We start from the raw sequence: 26,555 nt of genomic DNA, 5'->3' as shown, positions 1-26,555 counted from the left end.
ACGTCTCGACGGAGAGAACCTCCAGGCCAAGCGCCCGCCTCCCTCCCGAGAAGCGCGACGCCCCCGCGGATCGCCGGGGCGAACGCGGGGGCGTGAACACCGGTGCGGTGGTCCGTGGTCAGGCGAGGACGGCCGGCCTGAGGACCTCCTCGCACCACTGCGTGAACGTCGTCGGGGTCGAGGTGTCCGGGGTGCGGGGCACACCGGCGTCCAGCCCCTCGTCCTTGGCTCGCATCATGTCCACCATGCCGTGGACGAACGCGTCGCCGAGCCCGTAGCCCGAGAGGGTGCTGCCGAGTTCGTCGAGCCGCTGACGCTCGTAACGCACCGGGCGCCCGAGCACCTCGGACATGATCCGGGCCATGTCGTTCGCCGACAGGTCCTCGGGGCCCAGGACCGGCACGCTGCCCACCCCGGACCAGGAGCGGTCGAGGAGCAGTCCGGCGGCGACGGCGGCGATGTCCCGGGTGGCGGCCGACGGCGCCGTGCGGTCGGGTTCGACGGTGTCGGTGAAGACCCCCTTCTCCCGGATCCCGTCGACCTGGCGCAGCAGGTTGTCCATGAACGACGGGTTCGCCAGCGCCCGATAGGCCACACCGGTGCTCGCGACGAGGTCGTCCATGGCCAGCGAGGCCGTGACGAGCCCGGCCCGGTCCGCGAGGGGGGTGCCCCGGCCGAGCGCCGACACCCCGACGACATGGCCGACTCCGTGGTCCGCGAAGGCCTGCGCGGCGGCTTCGGTGAATCCGGAGAAGGCGGCTTCGAGGCTCTTGGCCTGCGGGTCCGGCGGAACGATCCAGAAAACGGCGTCCGCTGCGGTGAAGGCCCGGTCGACGACCGCGGCGTCGCCGTGCGAACCGACGACGACGTCGACCCGTTCGCGGACGGATGCGGAGAGCTTGCCGGGGTCGCGCACGACGACCCGCAGGTCCTCCCCGTTCGCGTCCCGAAGAAGGGTGTCGAGGACCTGGCTGCCGATGTCGCCCGTGGGCGTCGTGATGACGATCATGGCTCCAGCCTGCGCGCGGCACGGGCGGGCGTCCAATACCTCTCGCCGGACATTGATACCGTCGGGGTATGGATCTCGACCTGCGCAAGCTCCGCTATTTCGTCGCGGTCGCCGAGCACCGGCACTTCGGGCGCGCAGCCGAGGAGCTCTACATCGCGCAGCCCGTCCTCAGCCGGCAGATCCGCGCGCTGGAACAGGAGCTGGGCTGCGCCCTGTTCGTGCGGACGACCCGCAGCGTGCAGCTCACGGCGGCGGGTGAGCAGTTGAGTGAGGAGGCGCCGGGGCTGCTCGCGAGCGTGGACTCGGCGGTCCGCCGCGTCCACGAGATCGGCCGCGGAGTGGAGCGGCTCGTCGTCGCCTTCACCGCCGGACTGCACGTGTCCGACGCCGTGCGGGTGTTCTCCGCCGGGCACCCCGACGTCGAGATCGAGCTGCTCCAGGTGAAGTGGTGGGAGCAGACCGCGCCGCTGCGCGACGGGCGTGCCGACGTCGGATACCTGCGCCGGCCGTTCGACGACAGGGGGCTGCACGCCGTCCCCGTCGGCACCGAGCGGAAGGACGCCTGCCTGCCGGTGACCCATCCCCTGGCCCGTCGATCGGCGCTGCTGATGGCGGACCTGGAGGGCGAGTCGATCCTCGACGCGCGCGAGCGCCGTACGTCGTCGGTGGAGGAGAAGTTCGAGCTCGTCGCCGCGGGGCACGGCATCGCGCTGGTTCCCCACAGCGTCGCACGCTCCTACTCGCGGTCCGACCTCGCGCACATCCCCGTGACGGACGCCGAGCCGGTCGACGTGTGCGTCGTCGTCGCCAAGGACCGGCGCGAGCGTCACGTCCGCGACTTCGTGGCGATCGCCAGGGAGACGCTGGGCGACGGGGTCTCGCCACGGGCGGACGAGGCGCCCTCCCAGTAGCACTGGGGCAGATCGACAGATCCCCCTCCGACTCCCCCACCTCCGCAACGGAGTCGACGGCTCAGGCCGCCACGGACGCCGCGTGGCGCCAGAAGCCCGAGAAGGTGATGCGGTCCTTGGGCAGACCCAGGCGGTGGAGGTGCCTGCGTCCCTCCTGCGCCAGGGTCGACTCACCGACGACGAAGGCGTACCCGGCGGCGTCGGCGGAGGTGAGCCGACGGAGTTCACGGAGTGCGGCGGTGCCGGCGACGGATCCGTCGTCGTCGCGCACGACCCAGGTGACGGTCACGCCGGGCGGCGCGTCCAGGGTGCGGCGGTCGGCGGCGGTCGGCACCTCCTGGATGAGGCGGCCGACGGTGTCGCGGGGCAGCGAGCGCAGGATGCCGGTGGTGGCGGGCAGGCCGGTCTCGTCGGCGACGATGACGACCTCGGACGCGTCCGGCGGGCAGTCGAAGAGGACACCCTGGTCGAGGACGGCGAGCGCGTCGCCGGGCCGGGCGCGGCAGGCCCAGATGGCCGCGCCGCCCTCGATCTCACCGTCGGGTCCGCAGTGCACGACGAAGTCGATGTCCATCTCCGCCGCCTCGGGACGGAAGTCGGCCACCGTGTAGTTGGCGCAGTGCGGCCGCTCGTCCTCGGGGATGGCCAGGTACGGCTGGTACCAGCGCGTCCCGGTGAACTCCGGCAGCCGCAGCCCGTGTTGGTGCGGGAGCTGGAGGAAGAGGCGGAACCAGTGGTCGTAGCCCTGCCAGGGGAAGTCCCCGAGTTCCGGTCCGGCGACCGTCACGCGGCGCAGGGACGGGGAGACGCGTTCGGTGCGCAGGACGTGGGCGCGGAACATCCTGGGCTGCTGCGGCGTGAGCCGGTGGATCTTCGCCATGGCGCGAAGGGCTCCTCATCTGAGATGGATCCGGAATGATCGATAGCACTAAGGGTAGGCTAACCTTATCGCCGTGAGTTCCGGTGATGAAGCAATCGAGATCCCCCGTGCGCGCGGTCATGAACTGTCCGCCCGGGACGTGACCGTGGCGTACGACGGAACGGACGTGGTCCACCAAGCGGCGATCACGCTCCGGCCCGGCGACGTCACCGCTCTGGTGGGCCCCAACGGCAGCGGCAAGTCGACGCTGCTGCGCACCCTGGCGCGTCTCCAGCGCCCGCGTACCGCCACCCTGACCCTCGACGACGGGGACGAGCCGGCCGACGGCCTCGCGCTGACCGCCCGTGAGTTCTCCCGCCGGGTGGCGCTCCTGACCCAGGGGCGGCCCACGCCGAGCGGTCTGACCGTGCGGGACATCGTGGAGTTCGGGCGCTATCCGCACCGGGCACGCTGGTCGAGAGCCGACCCCGGCGGCCCGGACGCGATCCGGCGCGCGCTCGCCATGACCGACCTCGACGACCTCGCCGACCGGGGTGCCGAACACCTCTCGGGCGGACAGCTCCAGCGCGTCTGGCTGGCCGGTTGCCTCGCCCAGGAGACCGGAGTGCTCCTCCTGGACGAGCCCACCACCTATCTCGACCTCCGCTATCAGGTCGAACTGCTGGACCTCATGAGGGACTTGGCCGACGAGCACGGCATCGCCGTCGGCGTCGTCCTGCACGACCTGGACCAGGCGGCCGCCGTGGCCGACCGGATCGCCCTGCTACGGGCCGGACGGATCATCGCCGACGGCAGACCGGAGGACGTCCTCACGGCCGACCGCCTCACCGACACGTACGGCATCCGCATCGATGTCGACACCGACCCTCTGACCGGCCGCCTGCGCACCCGCGCCGTCGGCCGCCACCACGCACGAACCGGAAGGCTCAGCACCACCTCATGAGACGCCACCTCCTCGCCCTCACGGCCGCGTCCGCCGCGGCGCTCGCCCTGGCCGGCTGCGGCACGACCGAGCCCGCCTCGACGAACGCCGCCGCGAAGGGCACCCGGCACATCACCCTGACCGACGCGACCGGCGCGAAGATCAAGCTCGACGGGCCGGCCAAGAAGGTCGTCGCGACCGAATGGAACGTCGTCGAGAGCCTGGTGACCCTCGGCGTCGACCCTGTCGGTGTCGCCGACGTCAAGGGCTACAAGGCCTGGGACACCTCCGCCCCGCTGAAGAACGCGCCGAAGGACATCGGTACGCGCGGCGAGCCCAGCATGGACACGGTGGCCTCGCTCTCCCCCGACCTGATCGTCGCCACCAGTGACCTGCCGGCCGCCGCCGTCAAGCAGCTGCGCAAGATCGCACCGGTGCTGGAGCTGAGCCCTGCCGACGCCTCCGACCAGATCGGGCGGATGAAGGAGAACCTCGACCTCATCGCCCGCGCCACCGGCACCACCGCCGAGGCCACGCAGGCGAACAAGGAGTTCGACGCCAAGGTCGCCGAGGGCAGGAAGGCGCTCGCCGACGCCGGGCTGGCCGGACGGTCCGTCGCCTTCGCCGACGGCTGGGTCGCCTCCAACCAGGTCTCCGTCCGCCCCTACACCAGCGGATCACTGATCGGCACCGTCAACGAGGCGATAGGCCTGAAGAACGCCTGGAAGGTCAAGGGAGACAAGAGCTACGGCCTGGGCAGCACCGACGTCGAGGGCCTGTCCGGTCTCGGCGACCTGGACTTCGCCTACATCGGCAACGCCAGCGAGCCCTCCGACCCGTTCGCCAAGGACCTCGCCAAGAACTCCGCCTGGACCTCGCTCCCCTTCGTGAAGAAGGACAACGTGCACCGGCTGCCCGACGGCATCTGGATGTTCGGCGGCCCGAAGTCCATGCAGGCCTACGTCGACGCGCTCGTCGGCGCCCTGACGAAGTAGCGCCATGGCCGTCACCGCACCAGCCCCCGCCGTCGGCTCACGGGCCATCACCTCCAGGACGGGCGCGGTCGCGGTGACGGCCGTGCTCGTGCTCCTGGTCGCCGCTCTCGCGGTCGTCGACATCACCCAGGGCACCGCCGCCGTCGGCGCGGCCGAGGTCTGGAAGGCCCTCACCGGCGGAGCCGACCCCGGCGACGCCTCGGTGGTCATCGCCTCCCGGCTGCCCCGGGCGGCCGCGGGCCTCCTCGTCGGCGCGGCCCTCGGCGTCGCCGGCGCCGCACTCCAGGCCGTCAGCCGCAACGTGCTCGCCGCGCCCGATACCCTTGCCGTGAACTCGGGTTCGTACCTGGCTCTCGGTCTGCTCACCGTCACCGGCGCCGGTCTGCCGCTCGTCGCGTCCTCGGGCGTGGCGTTCGCCGGTGCGCTCGCCGCGGCGGCTGTCGTCCTGTCCCTCACCGGACCGGGCGCCGGCACCGTACGGCTGGTCCTGGCCGGCAGTGCGCTGTCCCTCGGCCTGTCCTCCGTCACCGAGGCACTGCTCCTGCTGTACCCGGAGCGGACGAACGGCCTCTACCAGTGGAACCAGGGCAGCATCAGCCAGAACGGGTTCGACGGCGTCCTTCAGATGACGCCCGTCGCGGTCGTCGGCCTCGCCGGACTCCTGCTGGTGGCCCGCCGGGTGGACGCTCTGGCGCTCGGCGACGAGGCGGCCCGCGGTCTCGGCGTACCGGTCCGCGGCACGCGGATCATCGTCGTGGTCTGTGCCTCGCTGCTCGCCGCCGCGGCGGTCACGCTCGCCGGTCCGATCGGCTTCGTCGGCCTCTGCGCCCCAGCCCTGGTCCGCCCGTTGACCCGGCGCGTCAGGCCGCTGGTCCGGATCCGGGCGGGCCTTCCCGTCGCGGGGCTGGCCGGAGCGGCCCTCGTGCTGGGTGCGGACGTCCTGCTCCGCGCGACCGTGAGCCCCGAGGCCGCGGTCGCCGTCCCCACCGGTGTCGTCACCAGCATCCTCGGCGCGGTGTTCCTCGTCGGAATGGCCCTGCGCGTACGGGACACCACCACCGCCACCAGCACGGAACGGCTACGCATCCCGAGCAGGTCGGCCTTCCTGACGACGGCGGCCGTACTCACCGTCGTGCTGGCCGGGACCGTCGTCGCAGCGGTGCTCCTCGGCGACACCAAACTGCTGCTGGGCGACGTGGTCAACTGGGCGCAGGGCAGAGCCGGTCAGTCCGTGTCGTTCGTCCTCGACACCCGGATGCCTCGCGTCCTCGCCGCCCTCCTCGCGGGTGCCGCGCTGGCCCTGTCGGGCACACTCGTCCAGGCCGTCACGCGCAATCCGCTCGCGGAGCCGGGGGTGCTCGGTGTCTCGGGCGGCGGGGCGCTCGGTGCCGTCCTGCTCGTGACGACCGTGCCCCTCGCGGGCTCGTGGAGCATCGCCGGCGCCGCCTTCGCGGGAGCCGCGGTCACCGCGGTCGTCGTGTTCGGTCTCGCGTCCAGCGACGGCTTCGGGCAGAACAGACTGGTCCTGGTGGGCGTCGGCGTGTCCGCGGCGACCACGGCACTCATCAGCCTGTTCATCGTCCTCACCGATCCGTTCAACGCCACCAAGGCGCTGACCTGGCTGTCCGGGTCGACCTACGGGCGCACCCTGCCCGACGCCCTGCCGGTCGCCGCCGCGCTCGCCCTGGGCGTCGTCGTCGCCGTGCTGCGGCGCACGGAACTCGACCTCATCGCCCTCGACGACGACACGCCGAAGCTGCTCGGCCTGCGCACGGCACCCGCCCGGCTCGGCCTGCTGGTCGTCAGCGTCCTGCTGAGCGCCACCGCCGTCGCCGCCGCCGGCACGATCGGCTTCGTCGGCCTGGTCGCCCCGCACGCGGCACGCGCCCTGGTCGGCCGCCGCCACGCCCGCGTGGTCCCGGTCGCCCTGCTCCTCGGCGCGATCCTGGTCTGCACGGCCGACCTCCTCGGCCGCACCCTCATCGCCCCGGCCCAACTGGGCGCGGGAGTGGTCACCGCGGTCATCGGCACGCCGTACTTCCTCTATCTGCTGGTACGGGCACGGCGTTAGGCGGTTTCGACGACTGGATGCTCCCGGGTGCTCGCCATCGCCCGGGAGCATCTTCGTGTCCGACCACCGGAAAGGGACGCGCGGCACGCGCGCTCCGGACAACCGCCGACGCCGACCGGCTCGCAACCACCCCCTGTTGGGGACTACTTGAGTTCGGTCTCCGAGTAGTAGCCGCTGGCGACGAGGACGCTCCTGTAGTTGGTCTTGTCGACGTTCGTCGGCTGGAGGAGGTAGGCCGGGACGACCTTGGCGCCGTTGTCGTAGGTCGCCTTGTCGTTGACGTTCGGCTGCCTGCCGTTGAGTACCTCGTCGACCATGGTCGACGCGACGAGGGCGAGCTGGCTCAGGTCCTTGTAGACGGTCTGCGACTGCTCACCCGCGATGATCGACTTCACCGAGGCCAGTTCCGCGTCCTGGCCGGTGATGACCGGCAGCGGCTTGGCGCCGGAGCCGTAGCCGTCCGCCTTCAGGGCGGCCAGGACGCCCATGGAGATGCCGTCGTACGGCGACAGGACCGCGTCGACCGTTCCGCTCCCGTACGACTTGGCGAGAATCCCTGCCATGCGCTTGCGCGCGGTCGCGCCGTCCCAGCGCAGGGTGGTGACCTCGTCCAGGTCGGTCTGGCCGGACCGGACGACCAGCTGCCTGCTCTCCAGGTACGGCTCGAGCAGCTCCATCGCGCCGCTGAAGAAGTACTTGGTGTTGTTGTCGTCCTTCGAACCGGCGAACAGCTCGACGGTGAAGGGTCCCTTGCCGTCCTCCAGTCCGAGCTTGTCGATGATGTAACGGGCCTGGAGTCGGCCGACCTGGTCGTTGTCGAACGACGCGTAGTAGTCGACGTTCGCGGTGCCGAGGATGAGGCGGTCGTAGGAGATCACCGGTATGCCCGCGGCGGCCGCCCGCTTGAGCACCGTGCCGAGGGACCTGTTGTCGATGGCGGCGACGATCAACGCGTCGACGTGCTGCGTGATCAGGTTCTTGATCTGGGACACCTGTTGGTCGGGCTTGTCGTCGCCGTAGACCAGCGTGGTCCCGTAGCCCTTCTCCCGCAGGTCCTTGACGACGTTGTTGCCGTCCGTGATCCAGCGCTCGGACGCCTTGGTCGGCATGGCTACGCCGACCACGCCCCCCTTGTCGGAGCTGACCTCGCGGGACTCGCCGCAGGCGGACAGGGCGAGGGAGACCGAGGCGGCCCCGGCGATGGCGACGAAGGCGGTTCTTCGGTTGCGCATGGTCATCGTTCCTTGTTCTTCTCGTCATTGAGAAAGAGGTGACGGGCCGTCATGTATCAGGCGGGGAAGGCAGCCCAACCCCCCGACCCGGACGGCCAGTTGTTGCGTTGTTCGAAATTTCGTCATGCGTTCGAAACGGTGGCGTGACCCTAGGAGGGCGAACAGAGGGTGTCAACGGAGAGAGCGGACAACGGGTGGGAAGTGTGAGGGTGGTCGAGTTTCCGGCGCATCACCGAGGCGTCGAAACGCTGCGCGATTGACTAAGCGGGACGTCGTTCCGTATATTAAACGGAACAACGTCCCGCTTGAGCTGCGGTCGGCCCGCGCCGACCGCCGCCCACCATCGCCCCCGCCCGCCGGCATCAGCGCGAGCGGGCAGGAGCGGCCACGAAAGGAATCACGGATCATGACTGAACCCACCACCTCAGGCAGCGGCGACTCGCCCGCGCCCGTCCTCTCGGTCAGCCCGGTGGTGCTCCCCGCTCCCGGCCGCGTCGTGGACCTTCAGGTACGCGTCTCCGCACCTCTGACCGGCACCGGGCTGCCCGTCATCCTCCTGTCGCACGGCCAGGGCCCGTCGAACAACCTCTCCTCGCTGAACGGCTACGCGCCGCTCGCCAACCACTGGGCGGCGCACGGCTTCGTGGTCGTCCAGCCCACCCATCTGAGTTCCCGGTCACTGAGCCTCGACCCGGTCCTGCCCGGGGCCCCGCTGCACTGGCGGTCGCGGGCGGAGGACATGACGCGCGTCCTCGACCAGTTCGACGCGATCGAGGACGCCGTACCGCTGCTCCGCGGCCGGATGGACCGATCCAGGGTCGCCGTGGCCGGGCACTCCATGGGCGGACACACAGCGAGCCTGCTGCTCGGCGCCCGCCTCACGGACCCGCACGACGGGACCGTGGTGAACCTCGCCGAGCCCCGCATCAAGGCCGGCGTGCTGCTCGCCGCTCCCGGCCGGGGCGGAGACTCGCTCAGCGCGTTCGCCGCCGAGAACTACTCGTTCTTCCTCACCACGGACTTCTCCACCATGCGGACCCCCGCACTCGTGGTCGCCGGCGACAAGGACACCTCCACCCACCTGACGGTCCGGGGCCCGGAATGGCACACGGACCCGTACGTCCTCTCCCCCGGCCGCAAGTCCCTGCTCACCCTCTTCGACGCGGAGCACGGTCTCGGCGGGGTCTCGGGATACGACGTCGCCGAGACCACGGACGAGAACCCCGAGCGCGTCACCGCCGTCGCGCGGCTCACCGCGGCCTATCTCCGCAGCGAACTCGACCCGGGGGACTCCACCTGGCAGACGGCCCTCGACACACTGGCGACCGCGTCCGACCCGGTGGGACGGATCGAGTCCAAGTAGTCGAGTGGGCGAGCGCGAAAGGGGCCGAGGAGCAGGTGACCGAAGGCAATCGGTCAGGGTCGTGTTCTCAAGGTCGGGTCAGAACGCGGGCACCTGGCACGAGTACAGGTCTCAGCCGATGGCCACCAGCGTCAGGGCGGCCAGTACGGTGATCATGGCCACCGGCACCATGACGACCCGCGTCCGCTCGATCCATCCGTACACGTGCGTCAGCGCCGGTGACGACCCGCTCGTCGGTCCGGGTGCCGTCCGCTCGGTCCGGCCGTCGGTCATCGGCACGACGGACGACGCGCCGGCGGGGTCTGCGCAAGGGGTGCCGACCGGGGTCACCGCGCCTGCGGGAACGGGGGCGCCCAGCTCACAGCACCACCGGCAGTCGCCCTCCGCACCGCTCAGCCAGTCCGTGCCCGCAGGCCGGACCGAGACCGTGACGGGTCTGTCCTGGTGCCACATCGTCATGACGGGTCCAACGAGACACACCACGGTCGGCCACGTCCGTGCCGGTCATCGTGACCCACCTGACATCAGACGGTGAACGGGCCCCGATTCCCCAGTCCACCGGGCCGGAGCGGTCGACGAACCGTCCCGAGCCCGCACCCGGCCCCTCGGTCGCCGGCCGGACGATCGCGTCGGTGCCCTTCCCGGGGCCGGGCCGGTGGAGGTGGACTGCGACGTGCCGATCGACGGCGAGTCCGAACTCAAGATCGTCGTCCTGACCGCCGCGCACGGCAGCGCGGACGAGACACGCTTCGGGCCCGCGCTCACCACGGCGGCCCACAATCCGGCGGCTTCCGACGGGCCCGTGACGGCTCGTGCGACGCCCTGAAGGCCCCGCCCCACGGAGGAACGGACGTCGGACGCGGGTCAGCGTACGGCCATGCCGTGGGCCCGGGACTCAACGCGTTCCGCCGCTGCGTCCGAGTGGCATGTGAACGAACGCAGTTGGCGCTCGGGGCCGCCCTCCTCACGGCAGGCCGCAAGGGCAGGCGGACGCTCCACGAGGTTCGAGGCAGTCGGCCAGTTCCGGAAAGATCGTTTCGTCGTTATCCCGCCCGAAGGACGATCTTGAAGAACCGTCCCCTCCCAGCTGACCTGCACAGACGACGGAGAAGCACCTTGAACACCCTGACTGTCGGAATGATCGCCGGAGAGTTCCACGCGCGGCGTGTGCGCGGTCTCAAGCAGGACGTCCTGCGGCTGGTGGAGGAGGTCATCGACGACGGTGTCTTCCACGGCGGGCGCCGGATCCGGGAGCTGGAGGCAACGGCCGGGGAGCGCTGGGGCGGCCACGCGCTGTGCGTGAGCTCGGGCACGATGGCCCTGGAGACCGCCGTACGCGCCCTGGGGATCGGCGCGGGGGACGAAGTCATCGTGCCGGCGCTCACGTTCGTGTCGACGGCGTTCGCCGTGGCGGCCGCGGGAGCGGTTCCGGTGTTCGTCGACATCGACCCGTCCACCCGCACCATCGACCCGCGGGCCGTGGCCGCCGCCGTCACGCCGCGCACCCGCGCGGTGATCCCCGTGCACCTGCACGGTCTGATGGCCGACATGACCGCGATCCGCGCAGTGGCGGACACACACGGGCTCGCGGTGATCGAGGACTGCGCGCAGGCGGCGGGGGCCACCGACGCGGGACGGCACGCCGGGTCGATGGGGGACATCGGCTGCTTCTCGATGTGGGTCGGCAAGAACCTCGGCGGCCTCGCCGACGGCGGTCTCCTCCTCACCCGGGATCCCGCGCGTCTGCCCCTGCTCCGCAAGCTGACCGATCTGGGGCGGGACGGGGAGCGCAACACCCATCATGTGCGCGGCAGTCGGGGCCGGATGGGCGAGATCGACGCGGCCGTGATCCGTCACCAGCTCGACCTGCTGCCCGCCTGGACCGAGCGCCGTCGTGCCGTCGCCGCCCGCTACACCGACGCGTTCGCGGGCCTGCCCGTGCACAGGCCCGGCGACGTGGCCGGACGGTCGCACACGTACTACAAGTACCCGCTGACGACGGCCGATCCGGCGGTCGCCGCCTCCCTCATGGCGCATCTGAGCCGCGCGGGCATCACCACCGAGCAGGTGTATCCGCAGGCGCTCCCCCACCAGCCGGCGATGGCCGACATCCCGCACCGGGTGGAAGACATCGACGTCTCTCTCGATGTCGTGCCTCGAACGGTGTGCCTGCCGATCGCCCCGGAGCTGACGGACCAGGAGGCGGACCGCGTCGTCGAAGCCGTCCACGCCTTCCACTCCGACCGAACCTGAGGTCAGCCGGTTCCCGCGTCCGTGCCGCGCGGGTCCCGGAACTGACGGGTGTGCCGGGGTGCGTTGCTCCCGGCACGGCCGTCGAGGAGACCGGCCGGGGGACCGGCCGGTCCCGTACGACCCTGCCGTCCGGCACGGAGGCCGGCGCCCGACGGGAGCGAGCCGGACGCGGCAGGCACCCACGTTGGAAGCCGGTCCAGGTGGACACCAGCCCGGAGCGAGCCGGACGCATCAGGCAACCGCCGGAGCCGGCCGGACGAGGCCGGCGCCTGACCCGATCCAGGATCCAGGTCAAGGTCGGTCGGTGCGCCCGCCCTGACCCCCGACCAGCCGGGCGCACCGGCCTGCCCGGCCACCAGGTGGACCCGTCCGCGCACCGCGCTCAGGACCACCTCGCCCCAAGTCGAGGGCGTCCGCGCCGACCCGCCCCCATCCCGGTCAGTCGTCCCGGGGGAACGGCGGCGCCTCGTCCGGCGTCTCCGCGGCCTGCTTGATGTGCGCCAACCGTCGGTCCCAGTCCGCCGCGAGCGCGGCCATCCACCGGGCCGCCGCGTCCAGCGCCGCGGGCCGTAGCGCGTACCGCACCTCACGTCCCACGCGACCGCCGGACACCAGCCCGGCGGCGTCCAGCACGACGAGGTGCTTGACCACCGCCTGCCGTGAGACGGGGAGTCGTTCGGCGAGCGTCGTGGCAGTGGCGGTGCCCTTCTCGGCCAGCAGGTCGAGGAGTTGGCGTCGCGTCGGGTCGGCCAGCGCACCGAGGACGCTGTCGACATCCTCAGCGCCGCCACCGGGACGTGCTTCGCTCACGTCGAGGGCTGTTCGGCGCGCTTCTTGAGCGCGTCGAGCTCCAGGGGCCAGCCCTGGGTGTGGTCCTTCAGGTTCCGACCCCGGAGTTCCTCGGAAGCGGCCAGCGCCGCGAAGCCGCTCTCGACCACCCGCAGCCGGGTCCGGTCGCCCTCCTCGGTCAGCGTGAACTCGACGAGCGTGCTGTTGTCCTCGCGCAGTTCCTCTCCGGGGAACGCACTCGTCCAGCGGTACGCGAGATAGGTCGGGGGGTCGACCTTCTCCACCCGTACCGGGAAGTCGCCGTGCTCGGAGTTCTTCAGCACCAGCGAATCGCCCTCCTTGGCCACGGTGCCCGGCAGGCTCGCCTTGTCGGCCACCCAGAACCCGGGTTGGGCCACCAGCGACCAGACCCGGTCCAGGGGTGCCTCGATCAGGGTCTCGCGTTCGATCCGGTCCTCGCTCATGAGGGGCTCCTTCGTCGCCACGATCAGATGCAACTCCAGGGTTGCACGACAGCCCACGAGAAGCAACCTCAGGGTTGCACGACCGTCAGGGGCGCGCGTCATGGTCTTCGGATCGTCCCGACTCAGGCCGCCGCCGAATGCGTTGGACAGGCGCGACCGCCGCGCACTGTGATGGCTCCGACCGCCCGCCGTACGCCGCGGGCCGACCACAGGAGCGCACGTGCCCGCGAGGGACACCCCGGACCGCCGTCCCGAGATCGAGGCCGCCCTCGTCAGGCGCCTGGTCGACACGCAGTTCCCCCAGTGGGCCGAACTGCCCCTGCGGCGCGTCGATCCGGCCGGTTCGGACCACGTCATCCACCGCCTCGGCGAGGGACTGGCCGTCCGGCTGCCCCGCCATGCCGGTGCCCTCGGACAGGCCAGGAAGGAGTTCGAATGGCTGCCGCGACTCGCCCCGCATCTCCCCCTGTCGATCCCCGTACCGGTCGCGGTCGGGGAGCCGGACTTCGGCTACCCGTGGGCCTGGGCGGTGTCCCACTGGCTGGACGGTGACGTGGCGACGGCGGCGGCCCTGGCCGACTCGTCCGTGGCCGCCGCCGAGCTGGCCGGCTTCCTCGCGGCCCTGCAGCGCTGCACACCGGACGGCATGCCCACCGAGGGCGCCCGCCCCGACCTCACGGCCAAAGGGCTCGCAGACCGCGACCGCACGACCCGCGCCGCCATCGCCGAGGTCACGGGCACGTTCGACAGCGCGGCCCTGACCGCACTGTGGGAGGCGGCACTGAGCGCCCCGGGATGGGAACGCCCGCCGGTCTGGTTCCACGGCGACTTCCACACCGGCAACCTGCTGACCCTCGACGGCCGGCTCAGCGCGGTCATCGACTTCGGTGGACTCGGCATCGGCGACCCCGCCCCCGACATGACCGTCGCCTTCACCTCCCTGTCCGCGGCGAGCCGGGCGATCTTCCGCGCGGCGCTCGGGGTGGACGACGCGACGTGGACCCGGGGCCGCGGCTGGGCCCTGACCACCGCCCTGAACGCGTACACCTCCTACGCGGACACCGAACCGCGTGTCGCCGCACAGACCACGCGCCAGATCAGCGAGGCCCTGATCGGCTGAGGACCCCGCGGGCGGGCGTGACACATGGCCGGTGGGACGGCCCGCGCCGCGCTGCCGCCGCCCGTCTCCCGGCCGACAATGGACCTACGGCGGGGACGGACCCGGGGAGGCGCCGGGAAGGAGCGTCGATGCCGCAGGGGCTCTTCTCCCCCGCCCGCGTACGGGCCGCGCGGCAGGCCGCGCGGGTCACGGTCGCCTCCCTCGCCGGCTTCTACACCGCGCTCTACGCGCTGGACCGGCCGGTCGTCGCGGTCTACGCCCTCTTCACACCGATCGCGCTCGGCGTCCTCTCCCCCGTGCCCGGCGGCGGCCGGCAGCGAGCGCGCACGGTCCTGCTCGTGCTGCCGCTCGCCGTGGCCCTGACCGCCCTCGGCACCACACTCGCCGTGACCACCGCCTCGGCCGTGGCGGGGATGCTGGTGATCGGTTTCATCGTCTCCTTCGGCGCTGCCTACGGTCCGGCGCCCGCGAGCGTCGTACCGGGGCTGCTGCTCTTCTACGTGCTCGCGTGCTTCCCGCCCTACGCGCCGGAAACGCTGCCGGAGCGGCTCTGCGGCCTGCTCGCCGGTGGCGCGCTGCTGGTCGTGTGCGAACTGCTGCTCCTGCCCGCCTCGCCCTCGCCGCCCTACCGTGCCCGGATCGCCGCCGCCCTCGATCTCGCGGCCGCTGCGGCGGTCGCCGTCGCCCGGGGACACGGCCACGATCCCGAACGGGCGCGGCGCCTGAGGGACGAGGGGCGAGCGCTGCGCTTCTCCCAGCTGCCCCCGGCCTCCCGCCCGACCGGGGCGGGACGGACCGCCCGTGGGCTGGCGCACGCCGGATCCGCCACGCGGCGGGTACTGGACCACTTGGCCCGTACGTTCGAAAGGCCCGCTCCCGAACCGGGCGACGACCCGCACTGCGCGGCGCTGCTGCGTGAGGTCGCCACGGCCTGTACCGCGACGGCGGACGCCCTGCGGGCCACCCGCGCCGTCCCGGGCCAGGAGATGCTGGAGGAGGAGGTCGCCGACTTCGTCGCCGTACGCGGACATCCCTCCGAGAACGGAGCCGCGGCGTCGCCGCGGCTTCTGCGCCACAGGTCCGACGTGCTGGCCACCGCCGCGTCCGCATTGACCGTGCAGACCGCCGTCACCGTCGCGATCGGCGGTCGCCGCAGCTCACCCGGGATGCCGCACGAACAGTTCTGGTACGCGCAACCCTCCACGCGCCGACTCCTGACCGTGCGGCTGACCGGCAACCTCACCCTGCGCTCGGTGCTGTTCCAGAACGCCGTCCGTACGGCTCTCGGGCTCGGGGCGGCCCGGCTCGTGGCCGGAACGCTGGACCTCTCGCACGGATTCTGGGTTCTGCTCGCCGTCCTGACCCTGGGACGCACGACCGCGGGAGCGACCTGGTCCACGGTCCGGTCGGCGGCGGTCGGCACCCTGCTGGGCGCGCTGGCCGCCGGGGTCCTGCTGTTCGGGGCGGGCGACGCCACCATCGTGTACGCCGTCATACTCGTGCCGGCCATGTTCGTGGCCTTCGCCGTGGGACCGATCGCCGGACCCGCCTGGGCACAGGGCCTGTTCACCCTGGTCGTGTCCGCCGCCTTCAGCCAGCTCACCCCGGCCACCTGGCGGCTCGCGGAGGTACGGCTCCTCGACGTCCTGACGGGATGCACGATCGGGCTGCTCTGCGGCGTGCTCGCCTGGCCCGCCGGGGCCCGCGCGGAGGTCCGGCGCAGTGCCGCCGAACTGCTGCACGCCGTGGCGCGCCTGGTCGCGCTCACCACCGCCAACCTGGTCGACGCGCCCGACGAGGCGCGCGCTCGTGACGACGCGACCGAGGAGGCGCTGCGTCTGGCCCGGCACCGGCTCCGGATCGCCGAGGGTGCCTACGCCCAGTACCGGACGGAGGGCGGCAGAGACCCCGGCGGTGGCGGCCCCGACTGGCTCGCCGCGCTCAACTGCGGCTCCCACGCGATGGCCGGGGCGCACTGGCTGCCCCGGCAGGACCACGGCCCCGCGCCACCCAATGCCGTTCGATGGGCCCGGGAGTCGGTCGCCCGGCTGACCACCGCCATGGACCGGGCCGCCACCTTCCCGCCGGGCGGCGTACGCGTGCGACCGACGCCCCTGCCGGCCGAGGTGATCTCGGCGGCTCCAGCGCCCGTGCGACCCACGCTGGTCGACATCGACGGGTGGCTACGGACCCTCGCGGCGGAGCTGGCGACCATCGGCGGGGGTGACACGGACGAGCCGTCGCCGCCCGTGCGGGACGGCGAAACCCAGACACGTCAGCCGCCTGCTCGGTAGCGTGACTTACGGTGATCGCATGGCTGACTTCCAGGACTTCAACTTCAAGCTGCTCGTCATCGAGAAGCTGATGTACTCGGACGAGACGCTGACGCCCCGGTTCAGCCTCGCCGACCTCCTGCGGGCGCGGGGGCTCGGTGACGACCCCTGGTCGTACGCCTACGAGCAGGACGTGTCCCACCAGGTGGTCCCCGAGGCCCGCGCCCACTTCGAGGCCCTGGAGATCGACGACGAACTCCTCCTGACGGTGGACGAGTTGGTTGTCGACGGCGGGCTTCGCGTGTACCAGGAGTGCGCACCCGCCTGGGACGGCGAGGACGAACTCTTCGACGTGGTGTCGCCCGCCGACCTCGACCTGCTCCCCCGGCTCGGACGCGTGGTGAGCACGGTTCCGCTCGCGGAGGAACTGCGCGACGCGCTGGCGAGACGGGGCGTCGTCATCGCCTGAGTACCCGACGGCAGCAGTGTCCCTGCCCCCCTCCCCGCTCCCTCTCCTCGGAAAGCGCCGCTTCGGACAATTGCCCACAAGAGGCGGGCGGCGGGCGCCTGTTGCCGTACGCGCACACAGCTGTCGTCACCGGCCCAGTGGCGTGATCATGGATCAGACACCGACTCGTGCCCGGAAGGAATCACTCGCCATGCCACTGCCCGCCGACCCGACGGTTCTCCATCCCCTGCCCGACCAGCCCCGGGTGGTGCTGCTCAAACCCCTGGTGAAGTCCCCGCTGATCGAGGTCGGGGAGTACTCGTACTACGACGACCCGGACGACGCGACCGCGTTCGAGACGCGCAACGTGCTCTACCACTACGGGCCGGAGAGGCTGATCATCGGCAGGTACTGCGCGCTGGGCACGGGGGTGCGGTTCATCATGAACGGCGCCAACCACCGCATGGACGGCCCCTCGACCTTCCCCTTCCCCACCATGGGCGGCTCCTGGGCCGAGCACGTCGACCTGCTCACCGGCCTGCCGAACCGAGGGGACACCGTCGTCGGCCACGACGTCTGGTTCGGACACGGCACGACGGTCATGCCCGGCGTACGGATCGGCAACGGCGCGATCATCGCCTCCGGGGCCGTGGTCACCTCGGACGTGCCCGACTACGGCATCGTCGGCGGCAATCCCGCCCGCCTCATCCGTACGCGCTACAGCGAAGAGGAGATCGACCGCCTCCTCGACGTGGCCTGGTGGGACTGGCCGGCGGACCACATCACCGAGCACGTCCGCACCATCATGTCGGGCACGATCACCGACCTGGAGGCCGCTGCCCCGAAATCCGGTGCGGGGCCCACCGCTTGATGCGACCGGTCCGCTCGGGAGAGATCGGCCGCCACGGTCAGGCCGGCACACCGTTCGCCACCGACACCTTTTCCCTCCTTGACAAATTTTTTTGTCGGACGGATCCTGGAGCAGTGCTGGACGCCGCCGTGATCGAGGAACCTCAGGCGGCCGAATGCCGTGGGTGTCGTACCGGTACGTCTTCGGTGCGGCCCGCAAGACTCCTCACATAGGGCCACACACCGGACACCTAAGGAACCAGCATGCGCACCCTGATCAGCTCCGCGTTCGTCTCGCTCGACGGCGTCATGGAGGCCCCCGGCGGCGAAGCCGGCTACCGCAACTCCGGATGGACCTTCAAGGAGGTCGAGTTCGTCCCCGAGGCCTTCGAGCTCAAGGGGCGGGAGCAGGAGGAGTCCGCCGCGATCCTGATGGGCCGGGTCAGCTACGAGGCGTTCAGCCCCGTCTGGCCCGACATGCCGGAGTTCGCCCGCTACAAGGACATGCCGAAGTACGTGGTCTCCAGCAACCTCACCGAGGACAAGCTGGTCTCCAACTGGGGCGAGACCACCATCCTGCGCGATCTCGACGAGGTCGCCGCCCTCAAGGAGACCGACGGCGGCCCGATCATCGTGCACGGCAGCGCCGCCCTGAACCACGGCCTCGCGGACGCCGGTCTCGTCGACCGTTATCACCTGCTCGTCTTTCCGCTGCTGCTCGGCGCGGGCAAGCGGCTGTTCCCGGCGACCGACAAGGACACCCAGAAGCTGAAGCTCGTCGAGCACGCGGTGTACTCCAACGGCCTCCAGATGAACGTTCTGGACGTCGTCCGCTGACGACACCCATCAGCGGACCACACCGCCGCGCGGCGGCCTCCCCGAGGAACCACGGCCGAGGCCGCCGAGGCGTTCACCCGGAGCCCGTCGCCCCGCCCGCCGTCACCGCTACCGCCCGTCACGCCTTACCGAAGGTGAGCGCTCACCCGCTCTGCCCCGCCTCCGCGACGAGCATCCGCTCCGGGCCCTCCTGGTCCGCTCCCGCGACGCTCTCGCCCAGCGCTCGCGCCGCGTCCCGCGCCTCCTTGCGGATCAGCCACTCCCGGTAGGCCGGCGCCTGGTGAGCGGCCTCCCAGTACGCCTCCTCCAACTCCTTGTATCCGTTGTCGAGTTCGGCCTCGGTGCGTGCCGCCAGCAGGAGCCGCACGCCGATCGGGTCGCCCTGGAGCGGGCGGATGGCGACGTCGGAGCGAGGGCGTGCGGTGGGCTGGCTGACCGTGACCACCTCGCCGGTGGCGGCCAGCGAGTAGGCGGTCAGGTAGTCGCCGTGCAGCATGTCGGGATCGAGTCCCGCCCCGCGCAGCACGCGACAGACGCCGTCCCACTCGCCGTCGACGGTCGAGTCCACCATCCACTGCTCGTCGGCGAGTTCGGCGAGCGGTACTTCGTGTCGCCGGGCCGCCGGGTGTTCGGGGGCGAGGGTGACGAACTGGGGCTCGCGTTCCACCAGAACGCGCAGGCACAGCTCCGGCGGGACGCAGAGCGGACTGCCCTCGACCTCGTGGACGAAGGCGAGTTCGAGCCAGCCCCCGGCGACCATGCGCAGCAGGGAGTTCGCCGACACGTCCATCCGCAGGGTGGGTTCGGTTCGCGGGACCCGGGTGCGCAGTCTCCGGATCCAGCCGGGCAGGGCGCGGCTGGCCGTGGCGCCGATGCGCAGCCGGCGTTCGTCGGCGGCCCGGGCGACCGCCGCCCTCGTCTCCGTGACCATCGCCGTGAACTCGGCGACGAGAGGCCGCGCCCGGCTCAGTACGGCGTGACCGAGCGGCGTAGGGCGGCAGCCCGTGCCCGCGCGGACGAAGAGCTGGCCGCCGAGGGTCTGCTCGATGCGGCGCAACTGAGTGCTCAACGAAGGCTGCGCGACGCCGAGTTCGCGGGCAGCCTTGTGCAGGCTGCCCGCGTCGGCGATGGCGCAGAGGGCACGTAAGTGCCTCACCTCCAGATCCATGCCGGAAGGGTAGGGCGGCACGGGGCGTCGCACCAGATGTTCAAATCGCGACGAACGCTCACGAGTTGGCCCCGATAGCTCGGTCCTATCCCCTGTTGCCATCATCCGCAGGACCCTTCGCCTGCCCGACACTCCTGCTGAACCCATCGTTCACACCCCACACGAACGAGTAGGAGCACCCCCCATGCTTTCCTCGAAGACGTCCCGCAGACTCGTGGCCCTGGCGCTCGGCACCGGCCTGGTGTCCGCCGCGCTCGGCACCGCGGTGCCGGCGAGTGCCCAGCCGGCCCCGGTCGCCCCGGCCGCTTCCGCGGCCACCGCGAACGCCCGGTACGTCGGTGGAGCCGAAGGCGCCGCCGGCAACAAGGCGTTCTTCGACGCCGTGCTGAAGTCGGTCGCCAAGAGGCAGACGGCCAACCCGTCGCTGGCGTCGGTGACCGTGTACTACAACGCCTCCCAGGCGCCGAGCTTCCGCTCGCAGATATCGAGTGCCGCCTCGATCTGGAACAGCTCCGTGGCCAACGTCAAGCTCCAGTCGACCACGGGAGGCGCGGACTTCACCTACTACGAGGGCAACGACTCGCGTGGGTCGTACGCCTCCACGAACGGTCACGGCAGCGGCTACATCTTCCTGGACTACGCGCAGAACCGGCAGTACGACTCGATCCGTGTCACCGCCCACGAGACCGGACACGTCCTGGGCCTGCCGGACCACTACAGCGGCCCGTGCAGCGAGTTGATGTCGGGCGGCGGCCCCGGCACGTCCTGCACCAACCGCTACCCGAACGCGACCGAGCGCTCCCGCGTCAACCAGCTGTGGGCCAACGGTCTGGCGAAGGCCCTCGCCAAGGTGAACAAGGCCGCCTGACCCCCCACCGGCCGCACAACGGCGTAGGCACCGTACGGGCCGTGGCATCACGCCACGGCCCGTACGGCACGTTCACGACGGAGGGACGGAGACGGGGAGTCGGTCCCGAGCGCCGGGCCGGTCGCCCCGCGGACCCCGTCCTGTCGCTCAGGGGTTACGGCCGATGAAGGCGAGCAGGCGCGTCTGCACGTCGGCGCTGTCGGGGACCTCGACCCGCGGCCCGTACTGACCGCTCTTACGGAGCACGTCGTCGAGCGGCAGCATCCCGTCGAGCAGCCGCGCGCACCTGCCGGGGTCGAGGGTCTCCTCCTGGCCGCTGGCCCGCGCCAGGTCCCAGGTGTGCATGAAGACGTCGGCGGTGTAGAAGCGGTCGACCGCCTGGTCGAGAGGGACCTCGCCGATGTGCGGGTTCGACAGGACCTTGCCCGCGGTGGCCGGATCGTCGAGGAGCGCCTGCACCCCGTCGCTGTGGACCGTCCAGGCCGCGACGGGATCGTCGTCCACCGAGGGCCCCTGGGGGAGTTCGACGCCGGCGCCGGACTTCAGGAAGGCCGGGAACCACTCGACGAGGTGGCGCACCACGTCCCGGGCAACCCAGTCCTCGCAGGGCGCCGGGTTGTTCCACGCCTCCGGGCTGACCCCGCGCACGCGTTCCGTGAAAGCCCCCGCGACGGTGTGGTGTTCGTCGGCTGCGCTCGTCATGGCTTCAGTCCCTTTCCGTCGGTCCGAAGCTCCCCGTCGGAGTCGGTGGTGTCGTCGGCCTCGCCGCTCCCCCGGCCCGCGAGCAGTTCGTCGAGCCGCTCGTAACCCTGCCGGACGCCGTCCTGCATACCGCTCTTGATGATCGCGTCGCGGGCCTCGACGGACTCCATGACCGATGTCGTGGTCACGCGGGTGCGGCCGCCGAGGTCCTCGAAGACGGCCTTCTCCAGGCTGACGCTGTCGGGGAAACCGTCGTAGGCGAAGGTCTGGACGATGCGTTCGTCGGGGCGCACTTCGTGGAACACGCCGCGGAAGCCGTACTCGGTGCCGTCGTCCTCGCGATGCACGTACCGGTAGGCGCCGCCGCTGCGGGCGTCGTACTCGTCGATCCGCATCTCCAGCCGGCGCGGGCCGAGCCACTGGACGACGAGGTCGGGGTCGGTGTAGGCCCTGAACACCCGGTCCGGCGAGGCGTCGAACTCACGGGTGATGACGATGGTCGGCAGCGCCGGGTCGGCCTCGATCTGCGTCTCGAGCCGGCGGTTGACCTCTGTGGTGCTCATGATGCTTCCTCCTTGGGCGTGTTGTCCTGCGCGGGCCGTTCCTCCATCTGCTCGAGTACGGCGTCGAGTCGGCGGAAACGGTCCTCCGCCTCGCGGCGGTATCGCTCGATCCACTTCGTCATCAGGTCGAACACCTCACCTTCGAGGTGGCAGGGCCGCCGCTGGGCGTCCCTGGTGCGACTGACGAGGCCGGCGTCCTCCAGGACCTTGATGTGCTTCGAGACGGCCTGGACGGTCACGTCGTAGGGCTCGGCCAGTTCGTTCACCGTGGCGTCGCCGCCGGCCAGCCTCGCGACGATGTCGCGTCGGGTCGGGTCGGCCAGCGCGGAGAACACCCGGGACAGCCGGTCGTCGACCACTTCCCACCTCCCATATTCAACCCCTCGGTTGAATAACCGTACGACCGCCGACACCTCATTGTCAACCGATCGGTTGAATACGCGCGGGCGCCCCGCCGAGGAGCCCTGCGGCGCGCGACAGCGGACGCCGCACCCTTGCCGAGCAGACATGTACACGCCATGCTTGTCGGCGGCGATCTACCCGCATAGACCCGGGTCCTCGCCGCTCCGTCAGCCGTACCCGCTCCGCTGCAAGCGACCGTCCTTCCCCCACGCCCAGGAGGATCGCCCCAGTGAGACCCCGTCGACCCCGTACGCGCGGCGCCGTCGCCGCCCTCGCCGGAACGCTGCTCGCCCTGTCCGCCGGTCAGACCGCCGTCGCCGCCCGGGCGACCGCGGCGGACCCCGTGACCGCTACCGCCACCACCGTGAGCACCGCACAGGACCGGGCGGCCCGCGCGATCGCCCGCTCCCTGACCGACTCCACCTGGCGCGCCCGCGTACAGCGCGCCGCGCTCACGTCCGCCGACGTGCCCGTCACCGCCCTCGCGGCCCGGGCGGCCGGCCCGCTCAAGGCCACGCTCGCGGCCGCCGACCAGCGGATCGCCGCCGCCAAGGGGCTGGACGCGAAAGCCGGTTCACTGCTCAGGCTGCGCCTGGGCGCCGACGGCATGCGCACGGCGCTCAGCTCCGGGACGGCACCCTGGGTCGCCGCGGCCACCTCCGACGACGACACGCGAACGCTCGTCGCCTACGACCGCCACGGCCGGGCACACACGCTCGACGCCCACGACCCACCTGCCCGCCCCGTGTACGTCGTCGACATCGACGGCTCGGCGGCGCTGGCCGCCGGCCTCGACGTCCTCAGCGACCGGCTCAACCGGTACGGCCTCCGCTCCACGGCCCCGCACGCGCAGCCGCAGGTCGGCCGCTCGGCAGGGGCACGGACGGCCGGAGGGGGCTTCTGGACCAGCCGGATCACGGCCGTGGAGCTCTCGGACGACGAAGAGCCCTGGGCGAAGGGCGACGCGGAGATCTACACCCTCGTCACGGGCTTCGGACAGGACGGCGCGGTGCGGGTCGACCCCGTCGACATGCCGTACCTCGACAACGACGGGACCGTCTACCGGCCGAACCAGGTCCTCGTCAACTGGGCGAACTACAAGTACGACCTGGCCGACGCCGTGATGATGGAGGAGGACGGCAGCACCAACTACCGCGACCTCGCGAAGGCCATCGCTACCGCCCTGCTCACCATCACGGACCAGGGCACCTACATCCCGCTCGTGAACGCCGTGCTGGACGCGATCCCGGACGACTGGTGGACGGACGACCCCGACTACGTCGACTCCTGGTACACCCTCGCCCGCAGCGACACCGGCACCCGCTACGGAGCCCGCGGGAACGGCTGGATGACCGTGGAGCCGTACTTCGTCCAGGAACTCTGACCCGACAGCGCGCCGGTACGCGAGGCGCGAGCGGGCCGGCGGTCACGACCGTCGGCCCGCTCGCGTACGCCCCGGTCAGTGCGTACCTCGTCCCGTTCACGTACCGCCGCTCCCAGCGCGTACGTCGCCCCGTTCGCTTACGTCGTCCTCGCTCAGCCCTTGTCCGGCGCGGGCTCCACGACGGCGAACACGGCGGGTCCCACGGTGAGGGTCCCGTCGGACAGCGGGCGGCAGCGGACCCCGGCGCGGCCGCGCAGTGCCCGCTGGGCACCCGGGCCGAACATCGTGTCCATCCACGCGCAGGGCCGTGCCTCGCCGCGTACGGCCAGGACGACGGGCCCGGTGCCACAGTCCAGCGACACGGTGGCGCCGACGTACGACTCGATGTCGAGGCCCCTCAGCAGGACGTTCCGCCGCGTCGATCGCAGGTCCGCCGTGGCGTCGAGGCCCTCGGGGAAGCGTTCGGCCGCCATGAGCGTGATCGAGGCGTTGCGGTGGGCCGGACGGTTGAAGTACCGGTCGCCGACGATGCCCAGGTCCGCGCGTACCTGGGCGGTCGTCACCAGGTCCTCGTCCGGCAGTGCGGGCGCCCCGTCACGGGGTCGCCCCTCGAAACGGTGCACGGCGGACACCAACAACTGAAGGATTTCCACATGCTGCACCTGATCGAGCCTAAGCGACCGCCCGCAGGTGGCCGGGTCCGGCCCCAAGGAGGCACAAGCCGGACATCGCGCTGACACGGTGACGCCCGGCGTGGCAGGGTCGGCGGTGATCGAGGACAGCAGCGAGGAGAAGGGGGGCCTTTGTGGACAGCCGAACGTGGGACACGCTGGTCGGCTCGATGAAAGGCACCTACGCGACAGGAGTGGGCGAGGGCGCGGTGCCGAAGCCGGTCATCATGCCGCTGGTCCGCGGCGAACTGGTCGGGCTGATCTGGCTCCGCCCGGTCGAACCCGGAGCGGACGCGCTCACCGGGATCGCCGCGCTCTCGAACATCGCCGCGGCGGCCGGGGCGGACGAGGTCGTCCTCGCGTGGGAGTCCCACGACGTCGCCACCGTCTGCCGGCTGCCCTCCGCCGGCCCTGTCCCCTGCCTGAACATGGTCCACGCCACCCCCGCGGGCCATGTGCTGCACCGGTTCCCCTACGACGAGGTGGGGTCCGCCCCGGGGGCGGAGGGCGAGGCGGCGACGGTGAGCATCGCGTGGCAGGCGACCCCGGCACCCCAGGAGGGCGGCGACCTGGTTGCGCCCGTCCGGGCCGCCGTGGACTACGCCTTCACACCGATGGACATGGACCATCCCAATCCCTTCGGTGTCACCGTCGTCCTGATGGAGGAGGACGGCTACACCGTGCGCCTGACCGAGTCGCTGGACCGCTGACGGGCCGGGGACTGCGATCGGCCTGGGACTGCGACCGGCCTGGGGACCGGCCCACGTGACGGTCGCGTTGCGAATGGGTCCTTGTTGACGCGACGGGGGCGCGCATGGCCCATAGTCTGGAAGTGCGCGGCCGGTCCGCGTGCTCAGCGGCGTTCGTGATCGCAGCACAGGAGGAATCGTGTCCGGTCAGTTCGAGGCGACAACCGAGGTCAACCGTCCCGTCGAGGAGGTGTTCGCCTTTCTCGCCGCCGGCACGAACGACCCCAAGTTCAGCCCCAGGGTGCAGGAGATCACGAAGACGCCCGAGGGCCCGACGGCCGTGGGCACGATCTTCACCAGCACGGTGAAGGACGCCGGCATGAAGTCGGCCCGCAGGTTCCGGATCACCGAGTTCGAGGCGCCCCACCTGATCCGCTGGACGGAGATCTCGAAGAACTCCGTGACGGCGGACGAGGGCGGCTACGACCTCGAGTCCACCGGCGACGGCACGACCCGCGTGCGGATCTTCAACGTGCTCAACGGCCACGGCATCGGCAAGCTGCTGGTCGGCTTCGCCCTCGGCGCGGCCCGCAAGGACGCGCCGGCGTTCGGCCAGCGCATCAAGGCCGCGGTCGAGGCGTCCTGACCCGCCGTCCGCCGTCCTCGGCCGGTCCCGTCGGCATCGGCTGAGGACGCCGCAGGGGTACGGGTCGGTCAGGACCTGCTGAGGACGCCGCAGGTACGGGTCGGTCAGGACCTTGGCCGCACCGGTCAGTTGTGACCGGTCGGCCGGGAGCAGGGGTACGGGTCTCGCCTCACAGTCCGACGATCAGGCGGCCGTGACGACCGTCCGCGCAGACCGGTTCGGCGCCGGTGGGTGCGCGGTCGACGTGATCCGGGCCGGTCTGCGCGGGAACGGCCGGCGCCTTCGCCGACGCTCCGCCCTCGTCCTCCCACGCTTCGGCCGGGCTCGGCATCCCCTCGGTCGTGGTCACACCCTGCCGGTCCCCGCACGCCTCGACGAGCGCGCTGGCGGTCAACGGCGGACCGTCATGGTCGGACGCGGCTGCCATCAGCCAGGCCGCCGACTCCGCGTCGGTCTCGGGCGGGATGATCAGGAGATCCCAGCGGCCGGTGCCGTAGGAGAGCAGGAGCAGCTTGTGGGCGTCGATCTCCGGCGTGAACCAACCGACCTTGACGACATGGCCGTTCACGGGAACCTTGCGCGGGATGACCGGCCAGTACTGCGGGTTGACCGCGACACGGGTGATGCGGCCCCACCGCGAGTCAAGTACCTCGGTCAGCTCGGGCAGTTCGATCAGCAGATCCCGTGAACGGGGCCACCAGGCGCCGTCCAGGAGTCCGCGGGCGCCGCCTTCGGTCTTGAGAGCGAGCCGCGCGGCCGGAGTTGCGACGGGTTCGACGGACTCGACGGACTCGACGGACTCGACGGACTCGACGGAGGGCAGGGTGGACAAGGTCGCCGACATGATGCGGGCCTGTCTCCGAGCCGCTTGTCGGCGGCCCGGGTTTCGTGTCTCGCCGAGAACGACCCGGCATGGAAGCCGGTGCACGAAGTGCCCTCGGTACCGTCCACAGTACTCCGCGCACGTCACCCGCCCCGGTCGTGCGACGGGCCACGCCCCGATGCCGAGCGTTCGGGAGTACGGTGAGGGAGCGAGGACTCACTTG

General features: G+C 71.5%; 28 protein-coding genes. 16 read left to right on the top strand and 12 right to left on the bottom strand.

Annotated features, from left to right (window positions below; all coding sequences use genetic code 11):
* Positions 1 to 118: 118 nt before the first annotated feature.
* Positions 119 to 1,009, bottom strand: a complete 891-nt coding sequence (locus AB0C62_RS27940) for an NAD(P)H-binding protein (RefSeq protein WP_362977692.1) — start codon at positions 1,007 to 1,009, stop codon at positions 119 to 121.
* A gap of 68 nt (positions 1,010 to 1,077) precedes the next feature.
* Between AB0C62_RS27940 and AB0C62_RS27935 the strand changes: the two genes are divergently transcribed.
* Positions 1,078 to 1,920: a LysR substrate-binding domain-containing protein gene (locus tag AB0C62_RS27935; protein ID WP_362977690.1), complete on the top strand. Its 843-nt coding sequence runs from the start codon at positions 1,078 to 1,080 to the stop codon at positions 1,918 to 1,920.
* A gap of 61 nt (positions 1,921 to 1,981) precedes the next feature.
* On the opposite strand, the gene AB0C62_RS27930 is transcribed toward AB0C62_RS27935, so the two are convergent.
* Positions 1,982 to 2,800: a siderophore-interacting protein gene (locus AB0C62_RS27930; RefSeq protein ID WP_362977688.1), complete on the bottom strand. Its 819-nt coding sequence runs from the start codon at positions 2,798 to 2,800 to the stop codon at positions 1,982 to 1,984.
* 73 nt (positions 2,801 to 2,873) lie between these two features.
* Here AB0C62_RS27930 and AB0C62_RS27925 point away from each other — a divergent pair, with 73 nt between their 5' ends.
* The 3 genes from AB0C62_RS27925 to AB0C62_RS27915 are packed head-to-tail and all read left to right on the top strand — an operon-like array spanning position 2,874 to position 6,788.
* Positions 2,874 to 3,743, top strand: coding sequence for an ABC transporter ATP-binding protein (locus tag AB0C62_RS27925; protein ID WP_362977686.1), 870 nt, complete (start codon positions 2,874 to 2,876; stop codon positions 3,741 to 3,743).
* On the top strand, positions 3,740 to 4,717 hold the full coding sequence (locus tag AB0C62_RS27920; RefSeq protein WP_362977684.1) for an iron-siderophore ABC transporter substrate-binding protein: 978 nt from the start codon (positions 3,740 to 3,742) through the stop codon (positions 4,715 to 4,717). The genes AB0C62_RS27925 and AB0C62_RS27920 overlap by 4 nt, the downstream gene beginning before the upstream one ends.
* Positions 4,718 to 4,721: 4 nt before the next feature.
* Positions 4,722 to 6,788 (top strand): iron ABC transporter permease, encoded by a 2,067-nt coding sequence (locus AB0C62_RS27915; RefSeq protein WP_362977682.1) that lies wholly within the window; start codon positions 4,722 to 4,724, stop codon positions 6,786 to 6,788.
* A gap of 143 nt (positions 6,789 to 6,931) precedes the next feature.
* On the opposite strand, the gene chvE is transcribed toward AB0C62_RS27915, so the two are convergent.
* The gene (gene chvE, locus AB0C62_RS27910; RefSeq protein ID WP_362977680.1) at positions 6,932 to 8,020 is read right to left on the bottom strand and encodes a multiple monosaccharide ABC transporter substrate-binding protein; all 1,089 of its coding nucleotides are present in this window, start codon (positions 8,018 to 8,020) and stop codon (positions 6,932 to 6,934) included.
* Positions 8,021 to 8,426: 406 nt separating this feature from the next.
* Here chvE and AB0C62_RS27905 point away from each other — a divergent pair, with 406 nt between their 5' ends.
* A complete protein-coding gene (locus AB0C62_RS27905; RefSeq protein WP_362977678.1) occupies positions 8,427 to 9,383 on the top strand; it encodes a chlorophyllase in 957 nt (318 codons plus the stop codon).
* A gap of 111 nt (positions 9,384 to 9,494) precedes the next feature.
* Here the strand turns inward: AB0C62_RS27905 and AB0C62_RS27900 are convergent, their stop codons facing one another.
* Complete coding sequence (locus AB0C62_RS27900; protein WP_362977676.1) at positions 9,495 to 9,842, bottom strand: hypothetical protein; 348 nt, start codon at positions 9,840 to 9,842, stop codon at positions 9,495 to 9,497.
* 214 nt (positions 9,843 to 10,056) lie between these two features.
* On the opposite strand from AB0C62_RS27900, the gene AB0C62_RS27895 reads away from it, so the two are divergent.
* Entirely contained in the window at positions 10,057 to 10,209 is a 153-nt protein-coding gene (locus AB0C62_RS27895; protein WP_362977674.1) for a hypothetical protein, read from the top strand.
* Between the two features lie 290 nt (positions 10,210 to 10,499).
* The gene (locus tag AB0C62_RS27890; protein ID WP_362977672.1) at positions 10,500 to 11,636 is read left to right on the top strand and encodes a DegT/DnrJ/EryC1/StrS family aminotransferase; all 1,137 of its coding nucleotides are present in this window, start codon (positions 10,500 to 10,502) and stop codon (positions 11,634 to 11,636) included.
* Between the two features lie 438 nt (positions 11,637 to 12,074).
* Here the strand turns inward: AB0C62_RS27890 and AB0C62_RS27885 are convergent, their stop codons facing one another.
* Together AB0C62_RS27885 and AB0C62_RS27880 are read right to left on the bottom strand one after the other, a co-directional pair.
* Positions 12,075 to 12,446, bottom strand: coding sequence for a metalloregulator ArsR/SmtB family transcription factor (locus AB0C62_RS27885; protein ID WP_362977670.1), 372 nt, complete (start codon positions 12,444 to 12,446; stop codon positions 12,075 to 12,077).
* Positions 12,443 to 12,889 (bottom strand): SRPBCC domain-containing protein, encoded by a 447-nt coding sequence (locus AB0C62_RS27880; protein ID WP_362977719.1) that lies wholly within the window; start codon positions 12,887 to 12,889, stop codon positions 12,443 to 12,445. Before AB0C62_RS27880 ends, AB0C62_RS27885 begins: the two co-directional genes overlap by 4 nt.
* A gap of 220 nt (positions 12,890 to 13,109) precedes the next feature.
* Here AB0C62_RS27880 and AB0C62_RS27875 point away from each other — a divergent pair, with 220 nt between their 5' ends.
* The 5 genes from AB0C62_RS27875 to AB0C62_RS27855 all read left to right on the top strand — a co-directional run bounded on the left by AB0C62_RS27875 (position 13,110) and on the right by AB0C62_RS27855 (position 18,416).
* On the top strand, positions 13,110 to 14,009 hold the full coding sequence (locus AB0C62_RS27875) for an aminoglycoside phosphotransferase family protein (protein ID WP_362977668.1): 900 nt from the start codon (positions 13,110 to 13,112) through the stop codon (positions 14,007 to 14,009).
* Between the two features lie 128 nt (positions 14,010 to 14,137).
* Positions 14,138 to 16,303, top strand: a complete 2,166-nt coding sequence (locus tag AB0C62_RS27870) for an FUSC family protein (RefSeq protein WP_362977666.1) — start codon at positions 14,138 to 14,140, stop codon at positions 16,301 to 16,303.
* Positions 16,304 to 16,322: 19 nt separating this feature from the next.
* Complete coding sequence (locus tag AB0C62_RS27865) at positions 16,323 to 16,751, top strand: hypothetical protein (protein ID WP_362977664.1); 429 nt, start codon at positions 16,323 to 16,325, stop codon at positions 16,749 to 16,751.
* Between the two features lie 190 nt (positions 16,752 to 16,941).
* Positions 16,942 to 17,601: a CatB-related O-acetyltransferase gene (locus AB0C62_RS27860; protein WP_362977662.1), complete on the top strand. Its 660-nt coding sequence runs from the start codon at positions 16,942 to 16,944 to the stop codon at positions 17,599 to 17,601.
* 242 nt (positions 17,602 to 17,843) lie between these two features.
* Positions 17,844 to 18,416, top strand: coding sequence for a dihydrofolate reductase family protein (locus AB0C62_RS27855; protein ID WP_362977660.1), 573 nt, complete (start codon positions 17,844 to 17,846; stop codon positions 18,414 to 18,416).
* A 142-nt stretch (positions 18,417 to 18,558) separates the two neighbouring features.
* Here AB0C62_RS27855 and AB0C62_RS27850 read toward each other — a convergent pair whose 3' ends face one another.
* Positions 18,559 to 19,584: a LysR family transcriptional regulator gene (locus AB0C62_RS27850; RefSeq protein ID WP_362977658.1), complete on the bottom strand. Its 1,026-nt coding sequence runs from the start codon at positions 19,582 to 19,584 to the stop codon at positions 18,559 to 18,561.
* A gap of 184 nt (positions 19,585 to 19,768) precedes the next feature.
* Between AB0C62_RS27850 and snpA the strand changes: the two genes are divergently transcribed.
* Entirely contained in the window at positions 19,769 to 20,452 is a 684-nt protein-coding gene (snpA, locus tag AB0C62_RS27845; protein ID WP_362977656.1) for a snapalysin, read from the top strand.
* A gap of 147 nt (positions 20,453 to 20,599) precedes the next feature.
* On the opposite strand, the gene AB0C62_RS27840 is transcribed toward snpA, so the two are convergent.
* Genes AB0C62_RS27840 through AB0C62_RS27830 form a run of 3 tightly spaced genes read right to left on the bottom strand, consistent with a single transcriptional unit; the run spans position 20,600 to position 22,076 of the window.
* Entirely contained in the window at positions 20,600 to 21,154 is a 555-nt protein-coding gene (locus AB0C62_RS27840) for a TIGR03086 family metal-binding protein (RefSeq protein WP_362977654.1), read from the bottom strand.
* Entirely contained in the window at positions 21,151 to 21,717 is a 567-nt protein-coding gene (locus AB0C62_RS27835; protein WP_362977652.1) for an SRPBCC family protein, read from the bottom strand. Before AB0C62_RS27835 ends, AB0C62_RS27840 begins: the two co-directional genes overlap by 4 nt.
* Entirely contained in the window at positions 21,714 to 22,076 is a 363-nt protein-coding gene (locus tag AB0C62_RS27830; protein WP_164375382.1) for a metalloregulator ArsR/SmtB family transcription factor, read from the bottom strand. Before AB0C62_RS27830 ends, AB0C62_RS27835 begins: the two co-directional genes overlap by 4 nt.
* Before the next feature lie 272 nt (positions 22,077 to 22,348).
* Between AB0C62_RS27830 and AB0C62_RS27825 the strand changes: the two genes are divergently transcribed.
* Positions 22,349 to 23,503, top strand: coding sequence for a DUF3103 family protein (locus tag AB0C62_RS27825; protein ID WP_362977650.1), 1,155 nt, complete (start codon positions 22,349 to 22,351; stop codon positions 23,501 to 23,503).
* A gap of 152 nt (positions 23,504 to 23,655) precedes the next feature.
* On the opposite strand, the gene AB0C62_RS27820 is transcribed toward AB0C62_RS27825, so the two are convergent.
* The gene (locus AB0C62_RS27820) at positions 23,656 to 24,165 is read right to left on the bottom strand and encodes a molybdenum cofactor biosysynthesis protein (RefSeq protein ID WP_362977648.1); all 510 of its coding nucleotides are present in this window, start codon (positions 24,163 to 24,165) and stop codon (positions 23,656 to 23,658) included.
* A 143-nt stretch (positions 24,166 to 24,308) separates the two neighbouring features.
* Here AB0C62_RS27820 and AB0C62_RS27815 point away from each other — a divergent pair, with 143 nt between their 5' ends.
* Both AB0C62_RS27815 and AB0C62_RS27810 read left to right on the top strand, forming a co-directional pair.
* Complete coding sequence (locus tag AB0C62_RS27815) at positions 24,309 to 24,884, top strand: hypothetical protein (RefSeq protein WP_362977646.1); 576 nt, start codon at positions 24,309 to 24,311, stop codon at positions 24,882 to 24,884.
* Between the two features lie 178 nt (positions 24,885 to 25,062).
* Positions 25,063 to 25,509 (top strand): SRPBCC family protein, encoded by a 447-nt coding sequence (locus tag AB0C62_RS27810; protein ID WP_362977644.1) that lies wholly within the window; start codon positions 25,063 to 25,065, stop codon positions 25,507 to 25,509.
* A 169-nt stretch (positions 25,510 to 25,678) separates the two neighbouring features.
* Here AB0C62_RS27810 and AB0C62_RS27805 read toward each other — a convergent pair whose 3' ends face one another.
* Positions 25,679 to 26,353 carry a DUF5994 family protein gene (locus AB0C62_RS27805; protein ID WP_362977642.1) on the bottom strand — a complete coding sequence of 225 codons (675 nt, stop codon included), beginning with the start codon at positions 26,351 to 26,353 and terminating at the stop codon, positions 25,679 to 25,681.
* Between the last annotated feature and the right edge of the window lie 202 nt (positions 26,354 to 26,555).

Origin of the sequence: Streptomyces sp. NPDC048643, assembly GCF_040650615.1 — a bacterium.
Taxonomy (GTDB): Bacteria; Actinomycetota; Actinomycetes; order Streptomycetales; family Streptomycetaceae; genus Streptomyces.
This window is presented reverse-complemented; position numbering and strand designations above follow the sequence as displayed.

What these genes read in the sequence shown, in the direction of transcription:
- AB0C62_RS27840 (WP_362977654.1), bottom strand. Translation starts at nt 21,154, where the DNA reads ATGACGAGCGCAGCCGACGAACACCACACCGTCGCGGGGGCTTTCACG.
- AB0C62_RS27855 (WP_362977660.1), top strand. Translation starts at nt 17,844, where the DNA reads ATGCGCACCCTGATCAGCTCCGCGTTCGTCTCGCTCGACGGCGTCATG.
- AB0C62_RS27930 (WP_362977688.1), bottom strand. Translation starts at nt 2,800, where the DNA reads ATGGCGAAGATCCACCGGCTCACGCCGCAGCAGCCCAGGATGTTCCGC.
- AB0C62_RS27935 (WP_362977690.1), top strand. Translation starts at nt 1,078, where the DNA reads ATGGATCTCGACCTGCGCAAGCTCCGCTATTTCGTCGCGGTCGCCGAG.
- snpA (WP_362977656.1), top strand. Translation starts at nt 19,769, where the DNA reads ATGCTTTCCTCGAAGACGTCCCGCAGACTCGTGGCCCTGGCGCTCGGC.
- AB0C62_RS27865 (WP_362977664.1), top strand. Translation starts at nt 16,323, where the DNA reads ATGGCTGACTTCCAGGACTTCAACTTCAAGCTGCTCGTCATCGAGAAG.
- AB0C62_RS27850 (WP_362977658.1), bottom strand. Translation starts at nt 19,584, where the DNA reads ATGGATCTGGAGGTGAGGCACTTACGTGCCCTCTGCGCCATCGCCGAC.
- AB0C62_RS27900 (WP_362977676.1), bottom strand. Translation starts at nt 9,842, where the DNA reads ATGACGATGTGGCACCAGGACAGACCCGTCACGGTCTCGGTCCGGCCT.
- AB0C62_RS27805 (WP_362977642.1), bottom strand. Translation starts at nt 26,353, where the DNA reads ATGTCGGCGACCTTGTCCACCCTGCCCTCCGTCGAGTCCGTCGAGTCC.
- AB0C62_RS27920 (WP_362977684.1), top strand. Translation starts at nt 3,740, where the DNA reads ATGAGACGCCACCTCCTCGCCCTCACGGCCGCGTCCGCCGCGGCGCTC.
- AB0C62_RS27880 (WP_362977719.1), bottom strand. Translation starts at nt 12,889, where the DNA reads ATGAGCGAGGACCGGATCGAACGCGAGACCCTGATCGAGGCACCCCTG.
- AB0C62_RS27940 (WP_362977692.1), bottom strand. Translation starts at nt 1,009, where the DNA reads ATGATCGTCATCACGACGCCCACGGGCGACATCGGCAGCCAGGTCCTC.
- AB0C62_RS27870 (WP_362977666.1), top strand. Translation starts at nt 14,138, where the DNA reads ATGCCGCAGGGGCTCTTCTCCCCCGCCCGCGTACGGGCCGCGCGGCAG.
- AB0C62_RS27835 (WP_362977652.1), bottom strand. Translation starts at nt 21,717, where the DNA reads ATGAGCACCACAGAGGTCAACCGCCGGCTCGAGACGCAGATCGAGGCC.
- AB0C62_RS27915 (WP_362977682.1), top strand. Translation starts at nt 4,722, where the DNA reads ATGGCCGTCACCGCACCAGCCCCCGCCGTCGGCTCACGGGCCATCACC.
- AB0C62_RS27860 (WP_362977662.1), top strand. Translation starts at nt 16,942, where the DNA reads ATGCCACTGCCCGCCGACCCGACGGTTCTCCATCCCCTGCCCGACCAG.
- AB0C62_RS27905 (WP_362977678.1), top strand. Translation starts at nt 8,427, where the DNA reads ATGACTGAACCCACCACCTCAGGCAGCGGCGACTCGCCCGCGCCCGTC.
- chvE (WP_362977680.1), bottom strand. Translation starts at nt 8,020, where the DNA reads ATGCGCAACCGAAGAACCGCCTTCGTCGCCATCGCCGGGGCCGCCTCG.